Source organism: Alteromonas sp. ABE4_545, assembly GCF_056161325.1.
This window is the reverse complement of the sequence record NZ_JBSWYY010000012.1, coordinates 88,116-111,292: the sequence shown is the minus strand read 5'-3', so window position 1 is coordinate 111,292 and position 23,177 is coordinate 88,116. Positions and strand designations below refer to the sequence as shown.

General features: G+C 46.3%; 19 protein-coding genes. 9 read left to right on the top strand and 10 right to left on the bottom strand.

Going from position 1 to position 23,177, the window contains the following annotated elements:
- Positions 1–42 precede the first annotated feature (42 nt).
- Positions 43–801, bottom strand: coding sequence for a tRNA isopentenyl-2-thiomethyl-A-37 hydroxylase MiaE (gene miaE, locus ACXAH6_RS12605; RefSeq protein ID WP_474877319.1), 759 nt, complete (start codon positions 799–801; stop codon positions 43–45).
- 324 nt (positions 802–1,125) lie between these two features.
- Between miaE and ACXAH6_RS12600 the strand changes: the two genes are divergently transcribed.
- Positions 1,126–1,725: a Yip1 family protein gene (locus ACXAH6_RS12600; RefSeq protein WP_474877317.1), complete on the top strand. Its 600-nt coding sequence runs from the start codon at positions 1,126–1,128 to the stop codon at positions 1,723–1,725.
- Between the two features lie 68 nt (positions 1,726–1,793).
- Here ACXAH6_RS12600 and purF read toward each other — a convergent pair whose 3' ends face one another.
- The 6 genes from purF to truA all read right to left on the bottom strand — a co-directional run bounded on the left by purF (position 1,794) and on the right by truA (position 7,735).
- On the bottom strand, positions 1,794–3,311 hold the full coding sequence (gene purF / locus ACXAH6_RS12595; protein WP_474877315.1) for an amidophosphoribosyltransferase: 1,518 nt from the start codon (positions 3,309–3,311) through the stop codon (positions 1,794–1,796).
- A 5-nt stretch (positions 3,312–3,316) separates the two neighbouring features.
- Positions 3,317–3,811, bottom strand: a complete 495-nt coding sequence (locus ACXAH6_RS12590; protein WP_474877313.1) for a CvpA family protein — start codon at positions 3,809–3,811, stop codon at positions 3,317–3,319.
- A gap of 191 nt (positions 3,812–4,002) precedes the next feature.
- Positions 4,003–4,599, bottom strand: a complete 597-nt coding sequence (locus ACXAH6_RS12585) for an SPOR domain-containing protein (protein ID WP_474877312.1) — start codon at positions 4,597–4,599, stop codon at positions 4,003–4,005.
- Between the two features lie 27 nt (positions 4,600–4,626).
- Positions 4,627–5,886, bottom strand: a complete 1,260-nt coding sequence (gene folC / locus ACXAH6_RS12580; RefSeq protein WP_474877310.1) for a bifunctional tetrahydrofolate synthase/dihydrofolate synthase — start codon at positions 5,884–5,886, stop codon at positions 4,627–4,629.
- Positions 5,887–6,732, bottom strand: a complete 846-nt coding sequence (gene accD / locus ACXAH6_RS12575; protein WP_474877308.1) for an acetyl-CoA carboxylase, carboxyltransferase subunit beta — start codon at positions 6,730–6,732, stop codon at positions 5,887–5,889.
- 214 nt (positions 6,733–6,946) lie between these two features.
- The gene (gene truA / locus ACXAH6_RS12570; RefSeq protein ID WP_474877306.1) at positions 6,947–7,735 is read right to left on the bottom strand and encodes a tRNA pseudouridine(38-40) synthase TruA; all 789 of its coding nucleotides are present in this window, start codon (positions 7,733–7,735) and stop codon (positions 6,947–6,949) included.
- A gap of 138 nt (positions 7,736–7,873) precedes the next feature.
- Here truA and ACXAH6_RS12565 point away from each other — a divergent pair, with 138 nt between their 5' ends.
- From ACXAH6_RS12565 to ACXAH6_RS12555, 3 genes are all read left to right on the top strand, one after another.
- Positions 7,874–8,299, top strand: coding sequence for a hypothetical protein (locus tag ACXAH6_RS12565; RefSeq protein ID WP_474877305.1), 426 nt, complete (start codon positions 7,874–7,876; stop codon positions 8,297–8,299).
- Between the two features lie 426 nt (positions 8,300–8,725).
- Positions 8,726–9,589 carry a diguanylate cyclase gene (locus ACXAH6_RS12560; protein WP_474877303.1) on the top strand — a complete coding sequence of 288 codons (864 nt, stop codon included), beginning with the start codon at positions 8,726–8,728 and terminating at the stop codon, positions 9,587–9,589.
- A 48-nt stretch (positions 9,590–9,637) separates the two neighbouring features.
- Complete coding sequence (locus tag ACXAH6_RS12555; RefSeq protein ID WP_474877302.1) at positions 9,638–11,131, top strand: methyl-accepting chemotaxis protein; 1,494 nt, start codon at positions 9,638–9,640, stop codon at positions 11,129–11,131.
- A 52-nt stretch (positions 11,132–11,183) separates the two neighbouring features.
- On the opposite strand, the gene ACXAH6_RS12550 is transcribed toward ACXAH6_RS12555, so the two are convergent.
- Positions 11,184–12,263 carry a DUF2891 domain-containing protein gene (locus ACXAH6_RS12550; RefSeq protein WP_474877301.1) on the bottom strand — a complete coding sequence of 360 codons (1,080 nt, stop codon included), beginning with the start codon at positions 12,261–12,263 and terminating at the stop codon, positions 11,184–11,186.
- A 386-nt stretch (positions 12,264–12,649) separates the two neighbouring features.
- Here ACXAH6_RS12550 and betI point away from each other — a divergent pair, with 386 nt between their 5' ends.
- The 5 genes from betI to ACXAH6_RS12525 all read left to right on the top strand — a co-directional run bounded on the left by betI (position 12,650) and on the right by ACXAH6_RS12525 (position 18,483).
- Positions 12,650–13,231 carry a transcriptional regulator BetI gene (betI, locus tag ACXAH6_RS12545; protein WP_474877299.1) on the top strand — a complete coding sequence of 194 codons (582 nt, stop codon included), beginning with the start codon at positions 12,650–12,652 and terminating at the stop codon, positions 13,229–13,231.
- A gap of 16 nt (positions 13,232–13,247) precedes the next feature.
- Complete coding sequence (betB, locus tag ACXAH6_RS12540) at positions 13,248–14,708, top strand: betaine-aldehyde dehydrogenase (RefSeq protein WP_474877298.1); 1,461 nt, start codon at positions 13,248–13,250, stop codon at positions 14,706–14,708.
- 14 nt (positions 14,709–14,722) lie between these two features.
- Positions 14,723–16,387, top strand: a complete 1,665-nt coding sequence (betA, locus tag ACXAH6_RS12535; protein WP_474877297.1) for a choline dehydrogenase — start codon at positions 14,723–14,725, stop codon at positions 16,385–16,387.
- 162 nt (positions 16,388–16,549) lie between these two features.
- Positions 16,550–17,767: a BCCT family transporter gene (locus ACXAH6_RS12530; protein ID WP_474877295.1), complete on the top strand. Its 1,218-nt coding sequence runs from the start codon at positions 16,550–16,552 to the stop codon at positions 17,765–17,767.
- On the top strand, positions 17,767–18,483 hold the full coding sequence (locus ACXAH6_RS12525) for a TorF family putative porin (RefSeq protein ID WP_474877293.1): 717 nt from the start codon (positions 17,767–17,769) through the stop codon (positions 18,481–18,483). The genes ACXAH6_RS12530 and ACXAH6_RS12525 overlap by 1 nt, the downstream gene beginning before the upstream one ends.
- A 39-nt stretch (positions 18,484–18,522) precedes the next feature.
- On the opposite strand, the gene tmpT is transcribed toward ACXAH6_RS12525, so the two are convergent.
- Positions 18,523–19,167, bottom strand: a complete 645-nt coding sequence (gene tmpT, locus ACXAH6_RS12520) for a thiopurine S-methyltransferase (protein WP_474877292.1) — start codon at positions 19,165–19,167, stop codon at positions 18,523–18,525.
- 126 nt (positions 19,168–19,293) lie between these two features.
- Positions 19,294–23,073, bottom strand: a complete 3,780-nt coding sequence (locus ACXAH6_RS12515) for a FimV/HubP family polar landmark protein (protein ID WP_474877290.1) — start codon at positions 23,071–23,073, stop codon at positions 19,294–19,296.
- Positions 23,074–23,177: the final 104 nt, after the last annotated feature.

The window sequence follows — 23,177 nt, the reverse complement described above, 5'->3', positions numbered from 1 at the left end:
CCTCTACTGCGTGGGTAGTCCGCTACCCGTAAAAAAGAGGCGCTAAATAGGAGCGCCTGAATGAAATTTAAAATCGTTATCGGCTTGAGTGATCAACTCTGCTTCTTTTTCGCCGAAAAAGCGTACTCTTTCGTCAACGCTTTCACCGGCAATCGCCGTTGCCAATGTTAAGTAGTCTTCATAATGCCGCGCTTCACTGCGAAGTAGTGACACATAAAACGCCGCTAGCTCGTCATCGAGATGTGGCGCTAACTTGGCGAAACGTTCACAGCTGCGTGCCTCAATATACGCACCACAAATAAGCTTATCAATCAGGGTTTCGGGTTCATGCGTACGTACGTGACGCATTAATCCCTTGGCATAACGCCCTGCCGACACATTGTAGTATTCAATATCGCGTGCCTGCATAATGTCGAGAACTTGTTGGAAATGATGAAGTTCTTCTTTAATCAACAACACCATTTTATCCACTAACTCATCACCCACAGACAAATTGCCGTTCGACTTAATCACTTTTTTCAAGCCGTTGTGTAAACCGGCAAATTTACCATCGCCTTGCTGACGGTAAACAAAGTCTTCGTAGGGCTTTAGCCACGCCAATAATTCATCGCCATTCTCTTTATCAACGGCGTATTTTCGAATCAGCAGCATTGCTGTTTGCGCAGCTTTGAGCTCGCAGTTACAGTGATCAACCAATAACAAGGGCAAGTGTTCGGGCTGGCTGGCCTTTTCAATCCATGCATCAGGTGTGCGACATTGTAAGAATTGATGAATAGGATCGAGTAACGCTGGGTCGTACAAGCTTTTGTCTCTACTTCGAAATAACTGAGCTTGAGAGTTTACTCAAGCTGAGAATAGGTCGCAATCAAAAGGCTGACAATTGTGTAACTTTTGCGGTCACCATGCTTGATCATCGACAAATAAATGGCACAAAAATAGTGCGCCATAGTAATGATCTTCCTCACTTTTCCTCCGGTTCATTATACTTTAGCTCGAAATGATAAGTGTTTTTATTGACGCATCCTCAAACTTCCATCATGCTTAACATGTTACTTTTTAGTTAAATCATTAACATTTTCTATACGGTATTTTTCGGTCACCTCATTTTCCATGTCGGGGAAGCTTATGATGCTTAATCATTTAGTGGGCTTTTATACCCACCCAAAATCTGAGTGGCGCTCAGTTGAAGAGAATCGCGAAAGCTCGATTTCACCACTGTCGCACCTCGCAATTGTTGCGTTGATACCTGCTGTCGTTTTTTATTATGCAAGTTCATCAATAGGTTGGCGCCTGGATAATGGCGACGCAGTCGTGTTTTCTCACCAAAAATCTTTGGTGATGGGCGTTGCGCTATACGTAGGTTTACTTGCCAGCATTGTACTTTTAGGTTTGCTGATAAGGGAGCTATCCGGCACCTTCGACAGACCAACTAGCTTGTCTCAATCTATTGGGCTTGCGGCTTACACGGCCACGCCTTTACTGTTGGTGGGGTTGTCTGGGCTTTATCCCTCTTTGTGGTTTGTAGCAAGTGCTGCGGTGCTTGGCGTCGCTTATTCGGTGTATCTGTTGTTTGCTGGCGTACCCATACTCATGCATATTCCACGAGAAATGACGCTGGTCTATACCAGCTCGGTTGTTGCTTGTGCGCTTGTGCTGATGATTATTCTTGTTGCTGCGGGTGTTATTGTGTGGAGCGTACGTGTTGGGCCTATCTTTTCGCTTTAACGAACAATGAACCATCATAAAAAACGCGCTAATAAGCGCGTTTTTTATTTCAGTAAACCAATACGGTATTAGCTGTCCATGTTGTGAACATCAAGATTAGTCAATTCTGCTTGCACGACTGGCGCATTGCGCGCACTTTCACCGCGAGCTAAATCAATGTTTTCCAAATACGCTTGGTCAATGTCACCGGTAATATAGTTGCCGTCGAATACTGATGTTTCAAAACGCTTAATTTCCGGGTTTTCTTCCTGTACCGCTTGTACTAGATCTTCGATGTCTTGGAAAATTAGCCCGTCAGCTTGGATAAGGTCAGAAATTTGGTCAATTTCACGGCCGTAAGCAATTAACTCGTTTGCTGAAGGCATGTCGATACCATAAACGTTGGGGAAACGAATCTCTGGTGCCGCAGATGCGAAATACACCTTTTTCGCACCAGATTCACGTGCCATTTCGATAATCTGGCCAGAGGTCGTTCCGCGTACGATAGAGTCATCTACGAGTAACACGTTTTTACCTTTAAACTCCGACGAAATTGCATTGAGTTTACGACGTACCGATTTTTTACGCATGGTTTGGCCCGGCATAATAAAGGTACGGCCGATATAACGGTTTTTCACAAAACCTTGGCGGTATGGCAAACCAATGGTATTCGCAATCTGTAACGCCACATCCATTGATGTTTCAGGAATGGGGATCACCACGTCGATATCTAAATCAGCCCACTCACGTTTAATTTTTTCGCCAAGTTTACGGCCCATGTTAACGCGGCTCGCGTAAACCGAAATACCGTCGATGAAGCTATCAGGGCGAGCAAAATACACAAATTCGAAAATACACGGCGACGTTACCGGTGCTTCGGCACACTGTTGAGTGAACAAGTCGCCGTTTTCAGTAATGTAAACCGCTTCACCCGGCGCTACGTCACGAATAAATTTAAAGCCGACTGCATCTAGCGCAACGCTTTCTGACGCGACCATGTATTCTTCGCCAACTTCGGTAATGCGCTTACCTAACGCCAGTGGACGAATTCCGTGTGGGTCACGAAACGCAACAATACCTTGACCGATGATGGCAGCAACCACGGCGTAAGCACCACGAATTTTCTTGTGAACATTCGTGACAACGCGGAAAATATCTTTTGCCGATACAGTCAGTTCAGTACAGCTTTGTAATTCATGAGCGAAAATATTCAGCAATAACTCTGAGTCAGAGGTGGTATTGATGTGGCGGCGCGCAATGCGAAACACTTCTTGTTGTAAGTCTTGCGCATTGGTTAAGTTGCCGTTGTGGGCAAAGGCAATACCAAAAGGCGAGTTCACATAGAATGGCTGAGCTTCAGCCGAACTTGATGTACCGGCAGTGGGATAGCGCACATGGCCAATTCCCATATTACCCGTAAGACGTTTCATATGACGTGTGTGGAACACGTCGCGTACCAGACCGTTGGCTTTGCGTAAGTGAAACATGCCCTCATCAATAGTCATGATACCAGCGGCATCCTGACCACGGTGTTGCAACACTGTTAGGCCGTCATACAACGACTGCGCAACGGGTGTTTTACCTACAATTCCGACAATACCACACATCTGAGTTACCTATTTAAATCGGCTAAAAAACTTGAGCTATCTTTCACGTAGGTGAAAAACCACTCGATAATGACTGCAAATTCAGGAATTAATTGTGACCCAGCCCACCACTCAGATTGAGCAGCAGATGTAAACGTGTCCATAAAGAACAACAATGCACTCACAATTAATACACCGCGCAACGCGCCAAACACCGCGCCTAACGCTCGGTCTGTGCCTGACAGCCCCGTTGCTTGCACTAATTGGCTGATAACGTGATTCACCAATGCGCCAAGAATGAGTGTAGCAACAAATAGCGCAGCAATAGCCGCACCATTGCGAATAATTTCATCTTCAATTCGGGTGAAGTAGACAGCCAAATCAGCGTAGAACTGACTAGCGATAAAAAGCGCAGCAAACCATACTGTTAGAGATATGGCCTCTTTGACAAACCCTCTGACTAAGCTAATAAGGGTAGAAAGAGCAATTACGCCGAGAATGGCAAAATCAAGCCAGTTCATAGTCGTTGCGGTTACCTGCTAAGTAAGATTAGGTCGTGTACATCGTACAATTTGTGTACCCGACTGTTGAACTGGCGCGCATTCTACCAGAAGTCTATGCGATTACCAGCGCCGATTCGTGCTCACGCACTTGACCAAAATACCAATTGTAGAAATATCTTGCCAGTAAAAAAAAGCGAGCCTAATGCTCGCTATTCTACTTTAAATTCAGTTACTTTGCCCTTCAGGTTCGTCACCTCTAACAAGTGCGGCAACGCTGCCTCAAGTTTCTTTTTGTCTAGCTCCGGCCCAACAAACACTTTAGTCAGCAACCCTGAACTGGTTTGAATCGGGCGGCTAAATGCTCGATAGCCAGCGCTTTCGAGCTTGTTTAGTAGTTGTTTGACATTTTTTTGGTGTCGGAAACTGCCAAGCTGAATCACCCAACCAGCCCCTTCTTCCCTGTCGACCTCAGGCTTATCAATGACGGTTTGACTCGCTAAATCGTCTTCTTCCGTGGTGGCCATGGCCAAAATATCATTGGCTTGCCCAGCGGCGTCGTTCAGTGGAGTTTCGTCCACTGGGCGTTCTTCAACGACTTCAACGGGTCTTTGTGCTGCATTCACAACACGCGATTCAGGAAAGGGTTCAGGGGTTAAAATAGGCTTTTTTGCCGGCGGTGTGGGTACCGTGACAAACACATCTTCGTTTGTCACTTTTTTACCGTCTAAAAAATCAGGCAGCAGAATAACGGCTAATGCCACAATAATAACAGTGCCGACCAATCTGTTTTGTAACGCGCTTGCCAAAGCTTTTCCTCGTCTACGTTGATACGATTACGCTTGGGTTTCCAATATCTCCGCGACCGAGAGAAAGGAACCAAATACCACTATCATATCATTTTTTTCCGCCGCGTCTTTAGCCTTTGCGAATGCATCGCACATAGATGGATAAACCTTAGCCACTTGGGTGTCAGGTAGACAATCGGCCAATGCTTGCCCGCTTAAACCTCGTGGCCCTTGGGTTGCCCCAAAGTACCAGTTTGCATTGAGGTCTAGCAGCGGCGCCAATGTTTCCGTTCTGGCTTTGTCAGACAACATCCCGACCACAAAGTGCAATCGCTGATAATTAAATTGGCTCAGCCATTGCCGCAGTGCGACAGTCGCATGAGGATTGTGCGCCACATCAGCGATGGTGAGAGGTTCCAGCGCGAGTGTTTGTCGTCGGCCTGCTAATTTAGTGTGCTGAATACATTCAATGAGTTCATCGCGATCGGTCTCAACACCTAATGCCTTCAGCGTTGCCAAAGCAGTAGCAATATTCTGGTGCGGGATGTGGGCGCGCGGTAAATCTTCGAATGTGGTGCCATTTATAGTGCAAGACCACTTATCACCCTCTCCATCGTGGGCAAAGTCGCTACCACGCCAAACGGGACGTGCCCCTACTTCTGTCACATAATCGCTAACCGTAAAAGGTACATCAGGTTCACCAATAATGGCTGGCTTATTAGCACGAAAAATACCTGCTTTTTCTTTGCCAATTAATTCCCGTGTATCACCGAGCCAGTCTTGATGATCTAAACCAATACTCGTCAGTACGGCAATATCGTGGTCGAGGATATTGGTGGCGTCTAACCTGCCGCCCAAGCCAACCTCTAGCAAAATATAATCAGGCGCCAGTGACTTCATCATCACCATACCTGCAAGTGTACCAAACTCGAAATACGTCAGTGATACTTCGCCTCGGGTCTGCTCCACCTCAACCATAGCGTCGCAATACGCCTGCTCTTCAAGCACTTTTCCTTGGTAGCGCACACGCTCACGGTAATCTATTAAATGTGGAGAGCTGTACACCGCAACCCTCGCTCCTTGGCGCATTAATGCGGTCTCTAAAAAAGCGCAGGTTGTGCCCTTACCATTGGTGCCACCAACGATAATAATTCGGGTATTCGGAAATTGCAGTGATAAACGCGACGCAACCTGTTTTACTCGGTCGAGCCCCATATCAATGGCGGTGGGATGAATAGATTCTAGATAAGCAAGCCACTGCGCCAACGTACGTTCGCTTGGCACAGTGGGAATAGTTTGTTGAGTCACTTAGTTCGGGCGATGTAATTTAGCTAACAAGCCGTGAAGCTTATCACGCATTTCCCTGCGATCAACAATCATATCAATAGCGCCTTTTTCGAGTAAAAACTCACTGCGCTGGAAGCCTTCGGGCAGGGTTTCGCGAACGGTTTGTTCAATAACACGAGGGCCAGCAAAACCAATCAATGCTTTAGGCTCTGCCACATTGATGTCGCCCAGCATTGCTAGACTCGCAGATACACCACCCATTGTTGGGTCGGTCAATACAGAGATGTAAGGCAAGCCTTTTTCACTCATTTTCGCTAATGCTGCGGACGTTTTCGCCATTTGCATCAACGACAGTAAGGCTTCTTGCATACGCGCACCACCACTGGTGGAGAAGCAGATAAGCGGCATATTGTGTTCAAGACACGCATTCACTGCGGCAACAAAACGCGCACCAACAACCGACGCCATTGACCCACCCATAAACGCAAACTCGAAGCAAGCGACTGCAACAGGCATACCTTTAAGCTTGCCTTGCATAACCACGAGTGCATCTTTTTCATTAGTGGATTTTTGCGCCGCTGAAATGCGGTCTTTATAGCGTTTTGAGTCTTTAAACTTCAATACGTCTTGAGGTTCAAAGTTGGCGCCCAATTCAACGCGCTCACCTGCATCGAGAAAACTATCGATACGGCGACGTGCGCTAATACGCATGTGATGGTCACACTTAGGACACACTTCAAGCTGTTTTTCCAAATCAGATTTGTACAACACAGCCTGACACGACCCACACTTGGTCCAAATACCTTCAGGTACGTTACCTTTGGTTGACGTTTGTGTGCGTGGAAGAATTTTTTGAATCCAGCTCATGCTAGAGATTTCCTTGTATTCAGTTCTGTCATTCTGGCGTCTGCTTACTTGTTTTGTTCGTGCAATGCGCTCGCCAAATATGTGTGCGACATTAGACCATACTCTACCAAAGACTAAAAAACAAAAACTGGTCTTAGAAGTGGAGTCTTGCACAACATTTAGGCAAATAGGCGATTTTTCAACGCCACAACGAGAAATTCCCCGTTATGCCGTATTAATCGGGTACAAATAATGGCCCTAACGGTTGTCTGGGTAACCCATACTGTTCAGGGTAATCTACATCGACCAAATACAAACCGTTTGGCTTAGCCGTTGCTGCGGCTTGAGAACGGTCTTTTACCGCCAAGAGTTCCGCGATCCACTCTATCGGCTTTTCACCTGCCCCAATTTCAATCAGTGAGCCGGTGATATTTCTTACCATATGATGCAAAAACGCATTGGCGGCGATATCAATGATCACATAACGTCCTTGCCTCGTTACATCTACACGGGTCACATTTCTAAACGGGGTTTTACTCTGGCATAGTGCAGCGCGAAACGAAGTAAAGTCTTGTTCACCGAGCAATGCCTGTGCCGCTTGATGCATTCGGCTAACGTCTAATTCACGATGTACGTGAGTGACGCCATGATGATGAATTGCAGGTCGTGTTCTGTGATTAAATATCACGTAACGATAACGTCTTCCGGTGGCAGAGAACCTTGCGTGAAAGTCGTCTTGAACTTCTTTGCACCAGGTTACCGCAATAGAATTGGGTAAATTAGCATTAACCCCCAAAGTCCACGCCTTTTCTGGTCGAATAGCATCGCATTCAAAATGAACAACTTGACCAGTGGCATGCACGCCAGCATCGGTTCTGCCAGCACATTGCACTTCAATGGGTGTATTCGCAACGGAAGATAACGCTTTTTCGAGATACTCTTGGACGCTCGGCACTTCTCGTTGACGTTGCCAACCATATACCGATGCACCATCGTACTCTATCCCCAACGCAATACGAGCCATTCATTCTACCTTTAACAACAAAAGCGACAGTTTACCACGAGAGAAAGCACTGGCAATCACTCCTCGCGAAACAAGATTGACTCATTCAGGGGTTAGCGCAACAATGCATCACGTAATAATAATGAAAAAGGACAAACTATGAGACGCACACTCGCGCTCTGCGCACTTATGTCAATGCCTGCAATGGCGATTGAGCACGGTACTCTTGTGCTTTCTGCCGAAGAACGCGCAGTGGCGGCGCAATTAAATGAAGCGGTTCAGCAAATGACAAGCGCACTGCCAATGACGCTGGATGAAGAAACCCGCTTAGATACGGTGCAAACCATTAACACCATGATGATTTACAACAACACCTTGGTCAATTATGCCGCTAACGACATTAACGCGGCTCAGCTCGACGCCCTTATCGACGAGAATGTGTTGAGCACTATTTGCAGCAACCCTCAACTCAAGCCGATGATCTCGCTGGGCGTTACCATGGTCTACCGGTATTACGGCAAAGACGGTATTTATATTTCGGAAATTGGTATCGATACTGACTCTTGTACTGCCCCGCAACAATAACTGCCAAGCCTATGTGATTAAATGACACCATGGCATACAACACGCCATGGTGTATTTTTGCATGCTTTCGCCGACATCACATCGCATCACCGCCAGTTTGCTAGCATCAACCATTTCCCTTAGATATTGCGCTTGTTTTGTTTCACAGCAAGGTAAACGATTACCCTTTTAGCCTATAATCTATCGTTCTTGTTAACATTTAAAAGTCAGACGATTTTTATTCACTCAGCTGATATTTTGCTCCCCTTCGCCATAACAAACGTCTTTTGACTCAGTTAAATCATAACCTTAAGTCTACATTTTGATTTACTTTCGAGCATATTTCTCGCATCATTGAGATTAACAAATCATTTACCTTACAGACTGAATGTATAACTATTTTAGGTTATACGTTCTCACCAACATGGAAGAGAGGTAGCCATTGCCATGTTAAGAATTCGTGTTTCCTCATTGCTTGTTGCAGTGTGCATGCTAACGCCTTTTGTATTTGCACAAGCCGCTGAACAAACACTCCACATTAATAAAGTAGAGGGCGACAAAGAAGATCTTGTGTTTCAGGTACTGAAACTGGCTCTGAGTAAAAGTGCACCCAATACACAATATGAGCATCACTCCGAAAGCCTGAATGAAGCACAGCTTGTCGTAGAAGTTGAGTCTGGGTCGTTAGATGTAATGTGGGCTGGCGCGGCAAAAGACAAAGACGAACGCTTATTAGCGATACGTATACCCATTTTGAAAGGCTTGCTTGGTCATCGTATTTTTATTATCAACCGTGAAGACCAAGACAAATTTGCACAAATCAAAACCTTCGCTGAACTGCAACAACTCGAAGCGGGTCAAGGGCGCTTTTGGGGCGATACCGCCATTTTGAAATCGGCACATATTCCCACCATCACCACCATCAAATACGACAATTTATTTCCCATGCTGGAAGGCAAGCGCTTTGATTACTTTCCTCGCGCTCTACACGAACCTTTTATTGAAGTAGATGCCCACAAAGACCTCGACCTGGTGGTGGATAAAAACATTATGCTGGTGTACCCCCACGCCATGCACTTCTATGTCAATAAAAACAACAAACGCCTTTACAACCTCATTTATACGGGGTTTGAAAAGGCGATTGAAGATGGCAGCTTTGATGCGCTGTTTTTTAATCACCCCATGATCAAAGACGTACTAGAAAAAGCCGATTTAGCGCACCGTACCGTATTTCGTGTCGACAACCCTGCTCTGCACCCAGATACGCCTACCGACCGCAAAGAGTTCTGGCTTGACGTCAGTAAGCTCTAAAGTTGTTTTTCTCATACTCGTTAAAAGTTGTATACGGATGAAATTATCATGCACTCAATAAAGCAAAAATCCATGTTGGCGTTGTCGTTAGTCTCTATCGTCGTCATGTTGATTGTTTTTACTATTGGCTACTTAATGGCAAAGAGTTATTTTGCAGACCAATTAAATAAGCAAATGCAAGACACCAATCACGCGCTTTCCATTGTTTTACAAGAGCCTATATTTTCTTACGACACCGAACTGACAGAGAATATTCTGCAATCCTTTGTGCAATACCCACATATTCATGAAATTCGAGCCTTTGACCACCGCGACAAGCCAATTGGTCAAGCACAAGAGTCGGAGTCTCGCCCAAATAGCGATGCACTTAAGCTAACCAAAGTGAACATTGTGTGGGGCGGAAAACGCGAAGTTGGTTACGTACAAATCGCCTATCGTTTAGACAGTAACGACGCCCTACTCGGGGCCACCAAAACAATGCTTGTGCTCATCGCTATTATCTTGGTGGTCACGCTACAAGCTGCAAACTGGGCGGTGTTAACACATTATGTGATCAAGCCAATTCAGGTTGTTTCTGCGGCGATGAAAGACATTGCCCAAGGCGGTGGGGATTTGACGAAACGTTTAAACATCCGAACGCGCGACGAGGTTGGCGAGTTAGCTCAAGGGTTTGACAGGTTCGTTTCAAACCTTCACCACCTGGTACAAGGTATCGTCGGTTCGGCCGATGCGTTGTCGCAATGTTCAGACAAAATTAAATCTAACGCAGACAGCAATAAACAAGAAACTCAACAGCAATTGCGAGAGATTGAATTAGTCGCCACTGCCCTTGATCAAATGTCGATGGCGACACAAGAAGTGTCACAGAACGCTCATCTCACGTCAGAGAAAACTCAAAACTGTAATGCACTTGCCTTATCTGGCAATCAGGTAGTACAGAAAACAGTGAATGAAATTCATACCTTGGGCGACCGCATTGGCACCACCGCCGACACTATCCTCGCGCTGAAAGAAAAAAGCGACCATATCAATACTGTACTGATTGTAATTAAAGGGATTGCCGAGCAAACCAATTTGCTGGCATTGAATGCCGCTATTGAAGCGGCACGTGCAGGAGAACAAGGAAGAGGCTTTGCCGTTGTTGCTGACGAAGTACGCGCTCTGGCTCAACGAACGCAAGATTCTACAGAAGAAATTGAAGGGATCATCAACGACCTGCAAACCGCTTCTGAAGGTGCTAACCAACAAATGTTGACCACCAGAGAGTCGCTGGCAAACACGATCAACGAGTCTGCGCAAGCCATAGAAGCACTTGAGACTATCATTCGTGACATTCAAGAAATTAATGACATGAATACCCAAGTGGCAACAGCAACAGAAGAACAAAATGCGGTCACGGCAGATGTCAGCCAGAAAGTGGTGTCGATCAACACCATTACCACACAAGTGACTCACAATGCGGCAGGTGTGGGAGATTTGAGTAATCAACTCGACGCGTTAAGTGCGAGTATTAAACAAGACTTGTCTAATTTTAAACTGTAACTAGCAAACAAACACGGGTGACCAATCAGTAACCTGGTCACCCTGCTTCTCACTACTTCAGTTCACCGCCCTGCTGTAGCGCATACACCGCAAAACTCCCCAGCCAGTGGGTCCCTTCATAATTATTGTCGACAATGGTCGGCAATGAATGCAGCACATGAGCGTCAGCAATCGTTCGCAAGTGTGCGTATTTTGCTGGGTATTGATTCACTAACCCATACAACACCCATGCTCGACTAAAATTAAGTCCATCGAGGTGCACAAGTTTGCCGTCTGTGCGGTCTGCCACTTGTGCTGGGGTTAATACAAATGTCTTGTCGGCCAATTGAGGTAGAAAACCATGCGCCCACTTCTCGAAGGATGCTGGTTTCAATACTTTGCGCATTATATCAAGCTCTTCAAAACACGGTGACAGAAAATCGAAGCCGTTAGGCTCCCAGTTCAACGGGCATTGTTTGTCTTGACTAAACCAGTCATTCGCACGTTTCTCAATGAGTGCAGCCAGTTCAGTATGCTGCGTAGTGTTGGCAAAATCATAAGCCAGCGAGAGCGCAAATCCGGTATTCGGATGCTCACCGGTACGAATGGGGTAAATTAACTTGGGCAAAAAGGTTTTAAAATTCATCACCATTAGCGCTGTCAGCGGAGCTAAATTATGCTCAAGCTCCCGCGCTAAAGGGTCGTCCCAAAGGTGCAATTCTTCCGCTAATTTTAACAGCCAGGCCCATCCATAAGTGCGCTCATATGTCGAGTTATAGGGTTGATGAAAATAAGCCACTTCTGCTTCGATATTGGCTTGGGTAATATTACTTCGCAATGTCGCACGAATCTGCCCTTGGTTTTCCACGTTGGGAAAATGGCGTAGTAAATTCACCATCATCCAGTGCCCGTGCACACTAGAGTGCCAATCAAAGCAACCGAAAAAAGCGGGATGTAAAGATTTCGGCCCTTTGAGTTGCGCCTCATCGGCTAATACCTGATTCAATTTATTGGGGTATTCTACTTGGGTACAGTGTAAAGGCATTGCAGCCAGCCGGTTTGCTTCTTCGAGTGTTAATCGCGGCGTGTTGGCAAACGCGGCACTGCTTAGAACACTCAACAATAACAGGCTTTTTGTGATTATTTTTATCATAGAGACATCTCTTTGTGTTTGTTTTTTATTTCAATTTTATACAGTATACCAATAAATAGTACCGCAACTGCGCGTAAATAAACCCACTTTCACCGAAGTCACTGCCACCAGTAGGTGAAACATTCCTCACATCAATCGTGTTCAATTGGTTTCTCAACATACAAAAACCGTTCAAAAACCGCCTTCAACCCCAGATAATTAAATTCAACTAAAATTAATATATCAATCAACCCCAGTTGAAATACCCCTTTCACTACAGCAACATACAACAAAAAACAAAGTGAAACTGAGCCACTCGTATATACAACACACCAGATCATAGGGGTTGATAATTTCAACTCAAACTATTAGCATTTATTTTAATTGAACGGTCAATTAATAAAAATATGCCTAAAGTTGGAATGAAACCGATACGCAAGCAGCAGCTTATTGAAGCCACACTTGCGTCGATAGATGAGTTTGGTTTGTACCAAACAACAATCACAACAATCAGCAAAAAAGCCGGTTTGTCGTCGGGTATTATTAATCACTACTTTGGTGGTAAACAGCCACTGATTGAAGCGACAGTACGTTACCTACTCGATCAGTTAAATCAGAGCCTGATCGACCTCACAGCAGGTAGAACGGTAACGGCTCGAGAACGGCTAGACCTTATCGTAGAAAGTAACTTCAGTTATTTTCAACGGTCCCAGCCTGCCACAAAAGCATGGTTAAGTTTTTGGGAACAGTCGCTGCACAACAAAGCGTTAGCGCGCTTACAGCATATTAATAACCGCCGTTTATTAAGTAACTTGCGGTATTCGTTCAAACAATTATTACCTAAAGAACAGGCAAACGAGGCCGCACAGGCCACAGCAGCAATGATCGACGGTTTTTGGCTCCGCAGTGCGTTGAGCCAAAAAACAACACCCGATTTCGATCACAGTGAACGCCTGTGTAAACACTTTATTGCCACGTTAATCCAATAATTTTTCGGAGCTTTTAATGACGACCACTTATCAAAACTTCGTACACGGCCAAGCCCTTGCTAACAGCACGGGTGAAACCTTCGATGTCATCAACCCAGCCACAGGTAAATTAGCTTACAAAGTAGAAGTCGCCTGCGAAAAGGTACAAGAGGCTACTATCGAGAGTGCGAAAAAAGGCTTCGAAGCGTGGAAAAGCATGAGCGGTATGGCCCGCAGCCGAATTTTACTCAAGGCTGTAGCGTTATTGCGAGAGCGCAATGATGAACTAGCTGAAATTGAGGTGCTAGATACCGGAAAGCCTTGGCAAGAAGCATCGGTAGTCGATGTGGTCACGGGCGCTGACAGCATTGAATTTTTTGCAGGCCTAGCCCCGAGTATTGAAGGCCACCAACAAGATTTAGGCGGCGATTTTTATTACACCCGCCAAGAACCACTCGGTATCTGTGCCGGTATTGGCGCGTGGAATTACCCATTGCAAATTGCGTGTTGGAAATCGGCCCCTGCCCTTGCCTGTGGCAATGCCATGATCTTTAAACCGTCGGAAGAAACCCCGTTGGGCGCAATAAAACTTGCAGAAATTTTTATCGAAGCGGGTGTCCCGGCAGGCGTATTCAATGTTGTGCAAGGCGATGGAAAAGTGGGCGCATGGCTAACCGCAAATGCAGACATTGCCAAGGTATCCTTCACGGGTGAAGTGGGAACCGGGCGAAAAGTCATGGCAAGTGCTGCCTCAACCTTGAAAGACGTAACGATGGAACTTGGCGGTAAATCTCCGCTTATCGTTTTTGACGATGCAGACATCGACAACGCGGTTTCAGCAGCCATGCTTGGCAATTTTTATACTCAAGGTGAAATCTGTACCAACGGCACTCGCGTGTTTGTGCACAGCGCGATATTCGACCAATTTATGGCCAAGCTCAAAGCGCGTACCGAGCAAAATATTATTGCTGGAGACCCCATGCACCCAGACACCAATCTAGGGGCATTGATTTCCAAGAAACACTACGAATTGGTACTCAGTTACATTCAGAAAGGCAAAGACGAAGGCGCAACACTAGTGTGTGGCGGTGACGCTTTATCACCTGCATCGGCACCTGACGGCTACTTTGTCGCGCCCACTATATTCACCCACTGTCACGACGACATGACCATTGTTAAAGAAGAAATATTTGGCCCTGTGATGGCCGTGCTCACCTTTGACGACGAGGCCGAAGTCATTGCCCGTGCCAACGCCACTGAATTCGGTTTAGCCGCAGGGGTTTTCACCCAAGACATTACCCGAGCACATCGAGTGATACATCAAATCGATGCAGGTATCTGCTGGATCAATAACTATGGCGCGTCGCCAGCTGAAATGCCTGTTGGCGGGTATAAGCAATCGGGTATTGGGCGTGAGAACGGCATGCAAACCCTGCATCACTATACCCAAACAAAAGCCGTTTACGTGGGTATGTCACCACTTGAAAGCCCGTTTTAATCATTGGAGGTCGAATGAACGAATTTGATTATATTATTGTTGGTGCGGGTTCTGCTGGATGCGTGTTAGCCAACCGCTTAACAGAAAGCGGCGAGCACAAGGTATTGCTCATTGAAAATGGCGGCAGTGATAAAAGTATTTTTATTCAAATGCCCACCGCGCTGTCTATTCCAATGAATAGCAGCAAGTATGCGTGGCAGTTTGAAACCGAACCGGAGCCACATTTAGACAATCGCCGTATGCACTGCCCTCGTGGACGTGTGCTCGGGGGGTCTTCTTCGATCAACGGCATGGTTTATGTACGCGGTCACGCTAAAGATTTTGACGAATGGGAGCAACACGGCGCGACAAACTGGGATTACGCTCATTGTTTGCCGTATTTTAAACGCGCCGAAACTTGGGCGTTCGGCGGTGATGACTACCGTGGCGATACCGGCCCTCTTGCTACCAACAATGGTAATAACATGGAAAACCCGCTTTATACCGCCTTTATAAAAGCGGGCACGGAAGCCGGTTACTTTGAAACACAAGACTACAATGGCGCATTGCAAGAAGGCTTTGGCCCTATGCACATGACGGTTAAAAACGGTGTGCGCTGGTCAACGGCTAACGCCTATCTTCGCCCTGCGATGGAACGGAAAAACCTAACCGTCATCACTCACGCATTAGTCGAAAAAGTGTTATTAGATGGCACCACGGCTAAAGGTGTACAGCTATCTCAAAACGGTAAAACAGAGGCTTACTTCGCAAAAGAAGTCATTTTGTCTGCTGGCTCAATAGGATCGCCACACTTACTCCAATTGTCAGGCATAGGCGACCCAGATGTACTAAAACAAGCCAATATTGAGGTAAAACACGCTTTACCGGGCGTAGGGAAAAACTTGCAAGACCACCTGGAATTCTATTTTCAGTTCAAGTGTACGCAGCCCATCACCCTAAATGGCAAGCTCGATTGGTGGAATAAATTAAAAATAGGCGTACGTTGGATCTTGAGTAAAAAAGGGCTAGGTGCAACAAATCACTTTGAATCCTGCGGTTTTATTCGCTCCAAAGCCGGTGTTGAATGGCCAGATTTACAATACCACTTTTTGCCCGCAGCAATGCGCTATGACGGCAAAAGTGCGTTCAATGGCCACGGTTTTCAAGTGCATATTGGCCACAATAAACCCAAAAGTCGCGGCCATGTGCATGTTGTGTCAAACGACCCAACCGTGGCACCGCAAATCCAATTTAACTATCTCGCGGAAGAAGCTGATCGTGAAGGCTTCCGAGATTGCGTTCGCTTAACACGCGAAATTATTGGGCAAGACGCAATGTCTCCGTACCGAGGCGAAGAAATTCAACCCGGAATTCAGGTACAAAGTGACGAAGAAATCGACGCTTTTGTACGTCAAAATGTGGAAAGCGCCTATCACCCTTCTTGTTCGTGCAAGATGGGCACCGACAGCATGGCTGTGGTCGACCCACAAACCAAAGTGCATGGGATTGAGGGGCTGCGTGTGGTGGACTCATCCATCTTCCCAACTATACCCAATGGCAACTTGAACTCCCCGACCATTATGGTGGCAGAGCGAGCTGCCGACCTTATTTTGGGCAAGCCTACATGTGAGCCTGCAACAGAAACGCCTGTCGTTATGGAAAACGATTGGCAACAAAAACAGCGGGCAAAACCGAACTAGGCTGCCCGCCAACACCACGCTCGTACAGAGTTTAATTATCGCCACCCTGCTGCTAAGCAATGTGGCCATACTTAAGATCTGTTTCCCTTGTAACCACACGTTACCTAAAGGTGAGTCGAGCACTATTTGCAACGAACTTAAACAAAAAAATAGGGAGTAATCATGACAACCTGGCTATCTGCAGGGCTGATTTTTACCTATGCATCTATTGCATTTATCTTATTGAAATGGGGGCGAATTAAGTGTGTAGGTATTACACCCGTTCGCACCTTCACATTTGTAGCCATACTTTTTACCTCTGGGTTAGATGTGGGGCTCATCATGTTTCCGCTCACTGAATTCAGTGGCTATGCCGATGTGGCAACCAGTCCGGAGTACAGCTTTGCTAACCCACTAGCAATCGAGTTTGGCTTTTGGGGCTTCTTGATTTGGAGTTTTTACTTTCTCACCTGTTTTTACTTCTGTGTTATTGAGCCAAGGGTTAAGTTTTTCGAGATCCCTTGGGTCAAGTTCATTAACAATGTTGTGATAATCGGCACTTGTGCGTTTACCGCATATTTGCTGCTCGCTAACCTCCCCTGGTACTTACCAGAGCTTGGAGAAAGTGACGCAGGTGAAGGCGTTTTCTACGCCATCGTGTTTGCGGTAATTTGCGCCTCTGTGTATTCCAGTACCAACCTCAAATATGTGCGTATTCTCAGTTTGTCGACCACATGGTTGTTTATCGGCCTCATCGCGTTAATGTGGGCTGGTGCGTTTTTAGGTGACGGCGGCTCTGTGGGCCAGTTTGTAAATACGCTTAGCTTGTACGGCGAATACTTTGGCAACATTGAACACTTCTTACTACCGCTCAACGACTATCACGAATTTTATCTGTTCTGGTGGTTCGCATGGAGCATCATGATTGGGCAATTTACATCGCGTTTTGTCGGTGGTTTACGCACTTATCAAGTACTGGCTGCCATGTTGATTGTACCTTCTATTCCCATTGCGGTTTGGTTTTCGGTTCTGTATTACTACCACGCCAATGGCTTGGAAACCGGTGGTTTGTACAACCTAGTGATGGCCATTGTGGGCATTACCTTTGTCATCAATTCTCTGGATTCATTAGTTCGCCTGTATACAGACAATTTGAACATTACGGTAAAACGCTTTGGCAAGACAAAATACCTACTTGGCAACCTGACCGCACTGAGCTTGCTCACACTGTTATTTAAACTCGACTTTTTGCAAATCCAATGGGTAGGCGCACTCGTTATTGCCCTGTTCTTTGCCTGTGCAGGTTACATGCTTGTGAGTAAGGCCACCAAGGTCAACAACATCCAAGCATCACCCAAAGAAAACAAAATTGATTTCACTAAAATAGAGACATTGAATTAATGAAAAAAGCTATCTTCACTTCGACATTTATTTCTCTTGCCTTTATTGGTTCAGGGCTAGGTAATCACGCAGATGCTGCATGGTCTACCAGCTGGCAATTTGTGTCTGATTACACCTTCAATGGCGTTAGCCAAACACAAAACGATCCAGCGCTGCAGGCGAGTATAGACTATAGCGATGATGCGGGTTGGTATGCTGGCACTTGGGCTTCAAACGTCGATTTTGGTGCTTCCGATGACACCGATATCGAATGGGACGGCTATGCTGGATATTACACCCAGTTGACTGATGATATTGGGCTTGATGCTGGTATTGCTTACTACTCATATCATGGCGCGGGTTATAGCAGCGACTACAATTATCCTGAAATTTACGCCAAGTTTAATTACGCCAACGCACTAGGCACATCAGAAGTTAACTTCTGGTACAGTTGGGACTATTTTGGCCTCGATGTCGGGCACGCTATTGTGATGCTGGCTCACTCGGTAGAAGTCGCTCCTGGGCATACAATCCGCGTGAGTATCGACCGCTCTCACAGCATGAATACCGCGCGTTGGAGCTGGGATTCTGAAGCCAGTTACTACCACTGGCGTGTGGCGTACCAAACAAGCTACAAGCAAGTTAACTTTACCCTCGCCGCTGAAGACACCAATATGGATATGAACACAGCAGACGCGCGGGTAGTTGCCCAAATCGGTACCACCTTCAGTTTCTAGCCCGCGTTTTTACGTAAAAACACACGCCCAGTTTTGTAATCAACTGGGCGTTTTTGTCAGTATACTCACCCGCTCCTGTGCAGGCACTTTGCCTTTCAACCCTCCTTCCAAGGGCGCAAAATACACTGATTGAATGTCGTACACACTGTGGTAGTGAGCATAAACTTCATCGTTAACCACACTAAAAGGCGGGCCCGGCATGCGCTGCTGGTCGTATTCGAAAGTGATCAACAACTGGGCTGCTGCCCCTGTTAAAGCCACTATCTGTGCCGTATATTGCTCACGCATAGACTCAGGTAACGCCACTAATGCTGCGCGGTCGTAAACTGCATCTATCTGCCCTAAGGTACCTTGTTGCAGAGAAAAAATATCACCCACGTACACATCAATGCCGTCAGCGTGGTAGTGCAGATGCTCTCCGACGGGTGTAATCGTGGGTGTAACAGCTAATTCTGTAAATAACTCATCTATAGCAATTTGGCTTAATTCTGCGCCCACTACACGCATACCTTGCGCGAGTAACCAGGCAATATCGAGAGTCTTACCACATAGAGGAATGAAGACACGGCTGCCAGGAGAAAGGTTTAAGTATGAAAAATGCTGGGTGAGTAAAGGGTTTGCTTCTGGGTGGTGAAAACCAATCTCTTTATTTTCCCACTTGTTGTGCCAAAAATCTGCTTTCATACCGTTGCCGCCTTAACACTAAATGACTAATAGGCACAACACGTTACCATCGGAGCAAGCGTAAGGCGATCAAAAAAGCCAGGTGATTTTGTCGCACCTGGCTTTTGCTATTGTCCTCGGCCCCAATTACGCTTTATTGAGCTGTTCGAGTAAATTGCTCGCTTCGACCTTTTGTTCATCACTGCCGGTCTGCATAACTTCACGCAATAACTCAGCAGCGGCTGTCGGGTCATCCATTTCCATGTAGACTCGGGCTAAATCTAAGCTGGCACTGGCCCCCGCGTCTTTATCTACGTCGATAATATCATCATCATCACTGACACCGGTAAACTCAGACAAAGACACATCCAAATCTAAATCTGCGTCGTCGAGAGAAACATCATCTTCGTCAAAGCTCTCATCCAGCAAAGATTCAACGTCGACAAACTCGTCTTCGCTCTCGCTAGCCTGCTCGTTTTCGCCCTCAGGTTCATTAAACAGAGCGGCAAGATCAAGGTCAGGGTTTTCTCTTTGGAAACGCGCTTCATCAGCTTCAATTTCTTTCGGCACTTCGGGCAGGTCATCAGCCATAGACGCCAGTAACTCATCAAAATCAGCGTCGTCTAGATCTGCCATCAGGGCATCGTCTTTGCCATCAGACTCTGGCTCTGGCTCTGGCTCTGGCTCTGGATCTGGCTCTGAAAAGTCTATCTCTTCCTGTGATTTAGCATCCGTGTCATCAGCGCCACCCAGCCAATCATCCAACCCAGGCAAATCGGCTAAGCTATCATCACTATCGCTATTCGCAGCTTCTGGCACCTTGTCTTCAGCGACAACGCCGTCGACTTCTTGCTCTAACGAAAAATCGTCAATATCATCAAGCGCTTCATCGAGAATACTGTCGTCAAAATCATCATTGTTATTTGCGTCAGCCGAGGTGTCTTCTGGCGCCAGTGCATCAGCACCAAACGCCGGAATATCTTCCATCAAGGCTTCATCAAATTCAGCTAATGCGTCGTCAAGGGGGTCGTGACTTGGGTTATCTTCACCTGAAAGGTCTTCAACCGATACTGACACATCCTCTTCAACATCGCCTTCTTCCTCTGGCGATTGCTGTAGATCAGAAGGCTCTGATGAATCCGGCAAGTCGGAAGATTCTTCAAGTGTGAACTCATCGTCACTTACCGTATTGGCATAATCTGCGAGTTCTTCGTCAGAAGGTAACGAAGACGTTTCTTGTTCATTGTTATCAGCAGCAGGTTCAGCGTCTAACTCTGGGTCTGAGTCTGAGTCTGAGTCTAGCTCAGTCTCATCTTGCTCAAATTCAATTGAATCCCATGCTTCTTCGGTATCATCCGTTAACGACTCTGGCCCTTCTTCCACTTCTGCGTCTTGTGCTTCAACAGAGTCGGAAAAGGCATCCATTTCATTGCTAACTTCTTCTGACAATGCCTGTTCGTCAAGATCATCGTCACCCGTATCAGCCGCTTCATCTATTAACTCGTCACTGTCTGGTGAGTCGGTGCTCTCTAATTCAGCAATCAGGTCGTCTGACAAGCTATCGAGTTCGTCAAGCTCTGTCACGTCTTCTGAAGATGTGTCTTCCAGCTCATTTTCCAACTCGCTTAAAAGCTCATCGCTGAGAGAATCTTGCTCATCGGCTTGCTCGCTGCTCAACGCGGCTTCGTCAAGTAAACTATCAATATCATCAACTGGGGCCGATTCTTCAGCTTCAGCCTCTGCAGACTCAGCTTCCAATTCATTTAACAGTTCATCACTCAAAGAGTCGAGGGGATCTTCTGTTGGCTCATCACCCACTTCGCTTTCCAGCTCAGCCAATAACTCGTCGGTTAGCGCGTCGTCTTCCAATGCGTCATCGGACAAGTCATCGTTTAGCCCGCTCTGTTCTGGCTCCGCTACTTCAGGGATAAGCGCATCATCGTCTTCTTCTGGCAGTTCAGCTTGTAGCTCTGCCAACAGCTCATCTGACAATGGATCTTCGAATTCATCGGCGTTAGCCATGTCTTCAACGTCAATCTCTTCAAGATCTTCGACAATAGCATCTAGGCTTTGAATGGCTTGCTCACCAGGCGCTGCGTCGGTATTGATAACGTCATCAGATTCATCGCTATCATCAGCGTCCTCATCAAACTCTTCGCCTAATACGCCCATCATTTCGAGCTGCTCAATTTCATTGAGCATATTATCGGTAATCCGATCTAATTCTTCGTTTTGTTGATGAATCTCAGAGTCAAGTTTACCCAACATATCTTCATCAACATGCTCACTGCCTAAACCAAGTGATTCTGATACCGATGATGGCGCGTTTTGCTCCAATAAATCATCAATGCTAATCTCAGGTGTGTCTTCTTCGTCTTCAACTGGCGTAATTTCCGCTTTGCTGTCAGCCGACTCTTGAATAAGTTGGTCACTATCGTCGCTATCATCCAGCGAATCAGGTACTTCACTGTCTAATGACTCAACTGAATCTGTGGTAACAAAATCATCGGTATCCTGTTCTTCATTGGGGTCAGGAATAGACGAATCATCGTCACTGTCGTCCAAAGATGCCAACGCACTTGAATCATCATCTTCGTCAACTAAGGCCGATAACGCGTCCTCTTCTGACGCCGCTGAGTCGTCGTCACTTCCCAACAAATCAGTATCGTCGCTTTCTTCCTCACCCGAAAGGTCGATGCCATCTAACGCTGAAATGTCGTCATCATCAACGTCCATTTCATCGTCGAACAAACTGTCTAAATCGTTTTGTGCTAACGCGTCGTCACCCTGTTCAAAGTTCTCGTCTTCTTTTTCGTCAGGTACCAACATGTCATCGCTGAGGTCAGCAAACGACTCTAATTCTTCTTCCAACGAGTCTTCTAACTCAGTCGATAACACATCATCGAGTAAGTCATCATCATTAAACAGTTCATCGTCAGACAAATCGCCGGTGTCTAATTCGTCTTCAAGAGCAGAGGACAGATCCGCTATCGGCTCATCGTCCAACGTCATATCGTTGTCTGTGGTTTGTATTGGCGGCGCTACTGGCTCTGGCACCTCATCATCAGACTTGCGTTTAAGAAGCCAATACCCCAAGCCTCCCAATAGCAACAATGTGGCAATCGAAGACTCAATAATCAGTGCTGTGGGTGAGGTTAGTTTCTTAACAAAGGAGTTTTCGGCTTCAGCCGCTTGTTTCGCACGCTCTTCTTGAATGAGATTTAACAACTCTCGCTGCAACGCAAGTTGTTCATCAACCTTAGGCTGAACGTCATCGTCTACCCGGCTGCGGAAGTCTGCTAATTCTTCATTAATTTTATCGAGGCGATCATACAGCGTCTGATTGTTCTGTATGAGTGCTTCGATAGAATCTATCGAAGTGGCAAATTGTTGACGCAATTCATCAAACTGGCGAGTTTGTTCTGCATCTAGCGCATTGAGCTGCGCTTCTAGCTCCCCTTTAGTGGTGTTGAGGTCGTTGCGATTAACTAAGGGAATTGCGGGTTTCAAATTTTGTAAGCTGGCTCCGGGTTGGCCTTCCATCAATGCCCACGCCGCTTCGTCTTGCTCTGCTTTTTGTTTTGCTCGTTCTGGGTCTATACGTGCAATGTACCGATCACTGGGTAACTTCAGCATCGAACCATTCACAAGCAAATTGAGGTTTTCTTTCTCGAACGCGTTAGGGTTAAGCTCGTAAATAGCCACCATAACTTGATAAACAGAGAGGTTTTGATTTTGTTTATAACGGCTGGCGATGCGCCACAGGGTATCGGCTGAGTCAATTGGCCCGTAAACCGCCCCCGAATATTGGTTTGTTGCGTTTTTAGGCCCACGCAACTGCGTTACCTGTTCTTTAGCGAAAATGGTATTAACCGGCGCTAATAACACCAGCGCCACAACTAACCATCCCGTTAAATGCAATTTCATAGCGTTCCTATTTGTCCCCAAGCGGCGGCGATTCAATGCGTTGACGCAGTTGACGATATTCTTGCGAAATTCCGAACCGATTACCGACCAACAAAACTTTGTTC

Excerpts from the sequence above, each read along its gene's own strand:
- ACXAH6_RS12555 (WP_474877302.1), top strand. The coding sequence starts at position 9,638 with ATGCACTCAATAAAGCAAAAATCCATGTTGGCGTTGTCGTTAGTCTCT.
- betA (WP_474877297.1), top strand. The coding sequence starts at position 14,723 with ATGAACGAATTTGATTATATTATTGTTGGTGCGGGTTCTGCTGGATGC.
- ACXAH6_RS12590 (WP_474877313.1), bottom strand. The coding sequence starts at position 3,811 with ATGAACTGGCTTGATTTTGCCATTCTCGGCGTAATTGCTCTTTCTACC.
- tmpT (WP_474877292.1), bottom strand. The coding sequence starts at position 19,167 with ATGAAAGCAGATTTTTGGCACAACAAGTGGGAAAATAAAGAGATTGGT.
- truA (WP_474877306.1), bottom strand. The coding sequence starts at position 7,735 with ATGGCTCGTATTGCGTTGGGGATAGAGTACGATGGTGCATCGGTATAT.
- betB (WP_474877298.1), top strand. The coding sequence starts at position 13,248 with ATGACGACCACTTATCAAAACTTCGTACACGGCCAAGCCCTTGCTAAC.
- betI (WP_474877299.1), top strand. The coding sequence starts at position 12,650 with ATGCCTAAAGTTGGAATGAAACCGATACGCAAGCAGCAGCTTATTGAA.
- ACXAH6_RS12530 (WP_474877295.1), top strand. The coding sequence starts at position 16,550 with ATGACAACCTGGCTATCTGCAGGGCTGATTTTTACCTATGCATCTATT.
- ACXAH6_RS12525 (WP_474877293.1), top strand. The coding sequence starts at position 17,767 with ATGAAAAAAGCTATCTTCACTTCGACATTTATTTCTCTTGCCTTTATT.
- purF (WP_474877315.1), bottom strand. The coding sequence starts at position 3,311 with ATGTGTGGTATTGTCGGAATTGTAGGTAAAACACCCGTTGCGCAGTCG.
- accD (WP_474877308.1), bottom strand. The coding sequence starts at position 6,732 with ATGAGCTGGATTCAAAAAATTCTTCCACGCACACAAACGTCAACCAAA.
- ACXAH6_RS12600 (WP_474877317.1), top strand. The coding sequence starts at position 1,126 with ATGATGCTTAATCATTTAGTGGGCTTTTATACCCACCCAAAATCTGAG.
- ACXAH6_RS12550 (WP_474877301.1), bottom strand. The coding sequence starts at position 12,263 with ATGATAAAAATAATCACAAAAAGCCTGTTATTGTTGAGTGTTCTAAGC.
- ACXAH6_RS12565 (WP_474877305.1), top strand. The coding sequence starts at position 7,874 with ATGAGACGCACACTCGCGCTCTGCGCACTTATGTCAATGCCTGCAATG.
- ACXAH6_RS12560 (WP_474877303.1), top strand. The coding sequence starts at position 8,726 with ATGTTAAGAATTCGTGTTTCCTCATTGCTTGTTGCAGTGTGCATGCTA.
- ACXAH6_RS12515 (WP_474877290.1), bottom strand. The coding sequence starts at position 23,073 with ATGAAATTGCATTTAACGGGATGGTTAGTTGTGGCGCTGGTGTTATTA.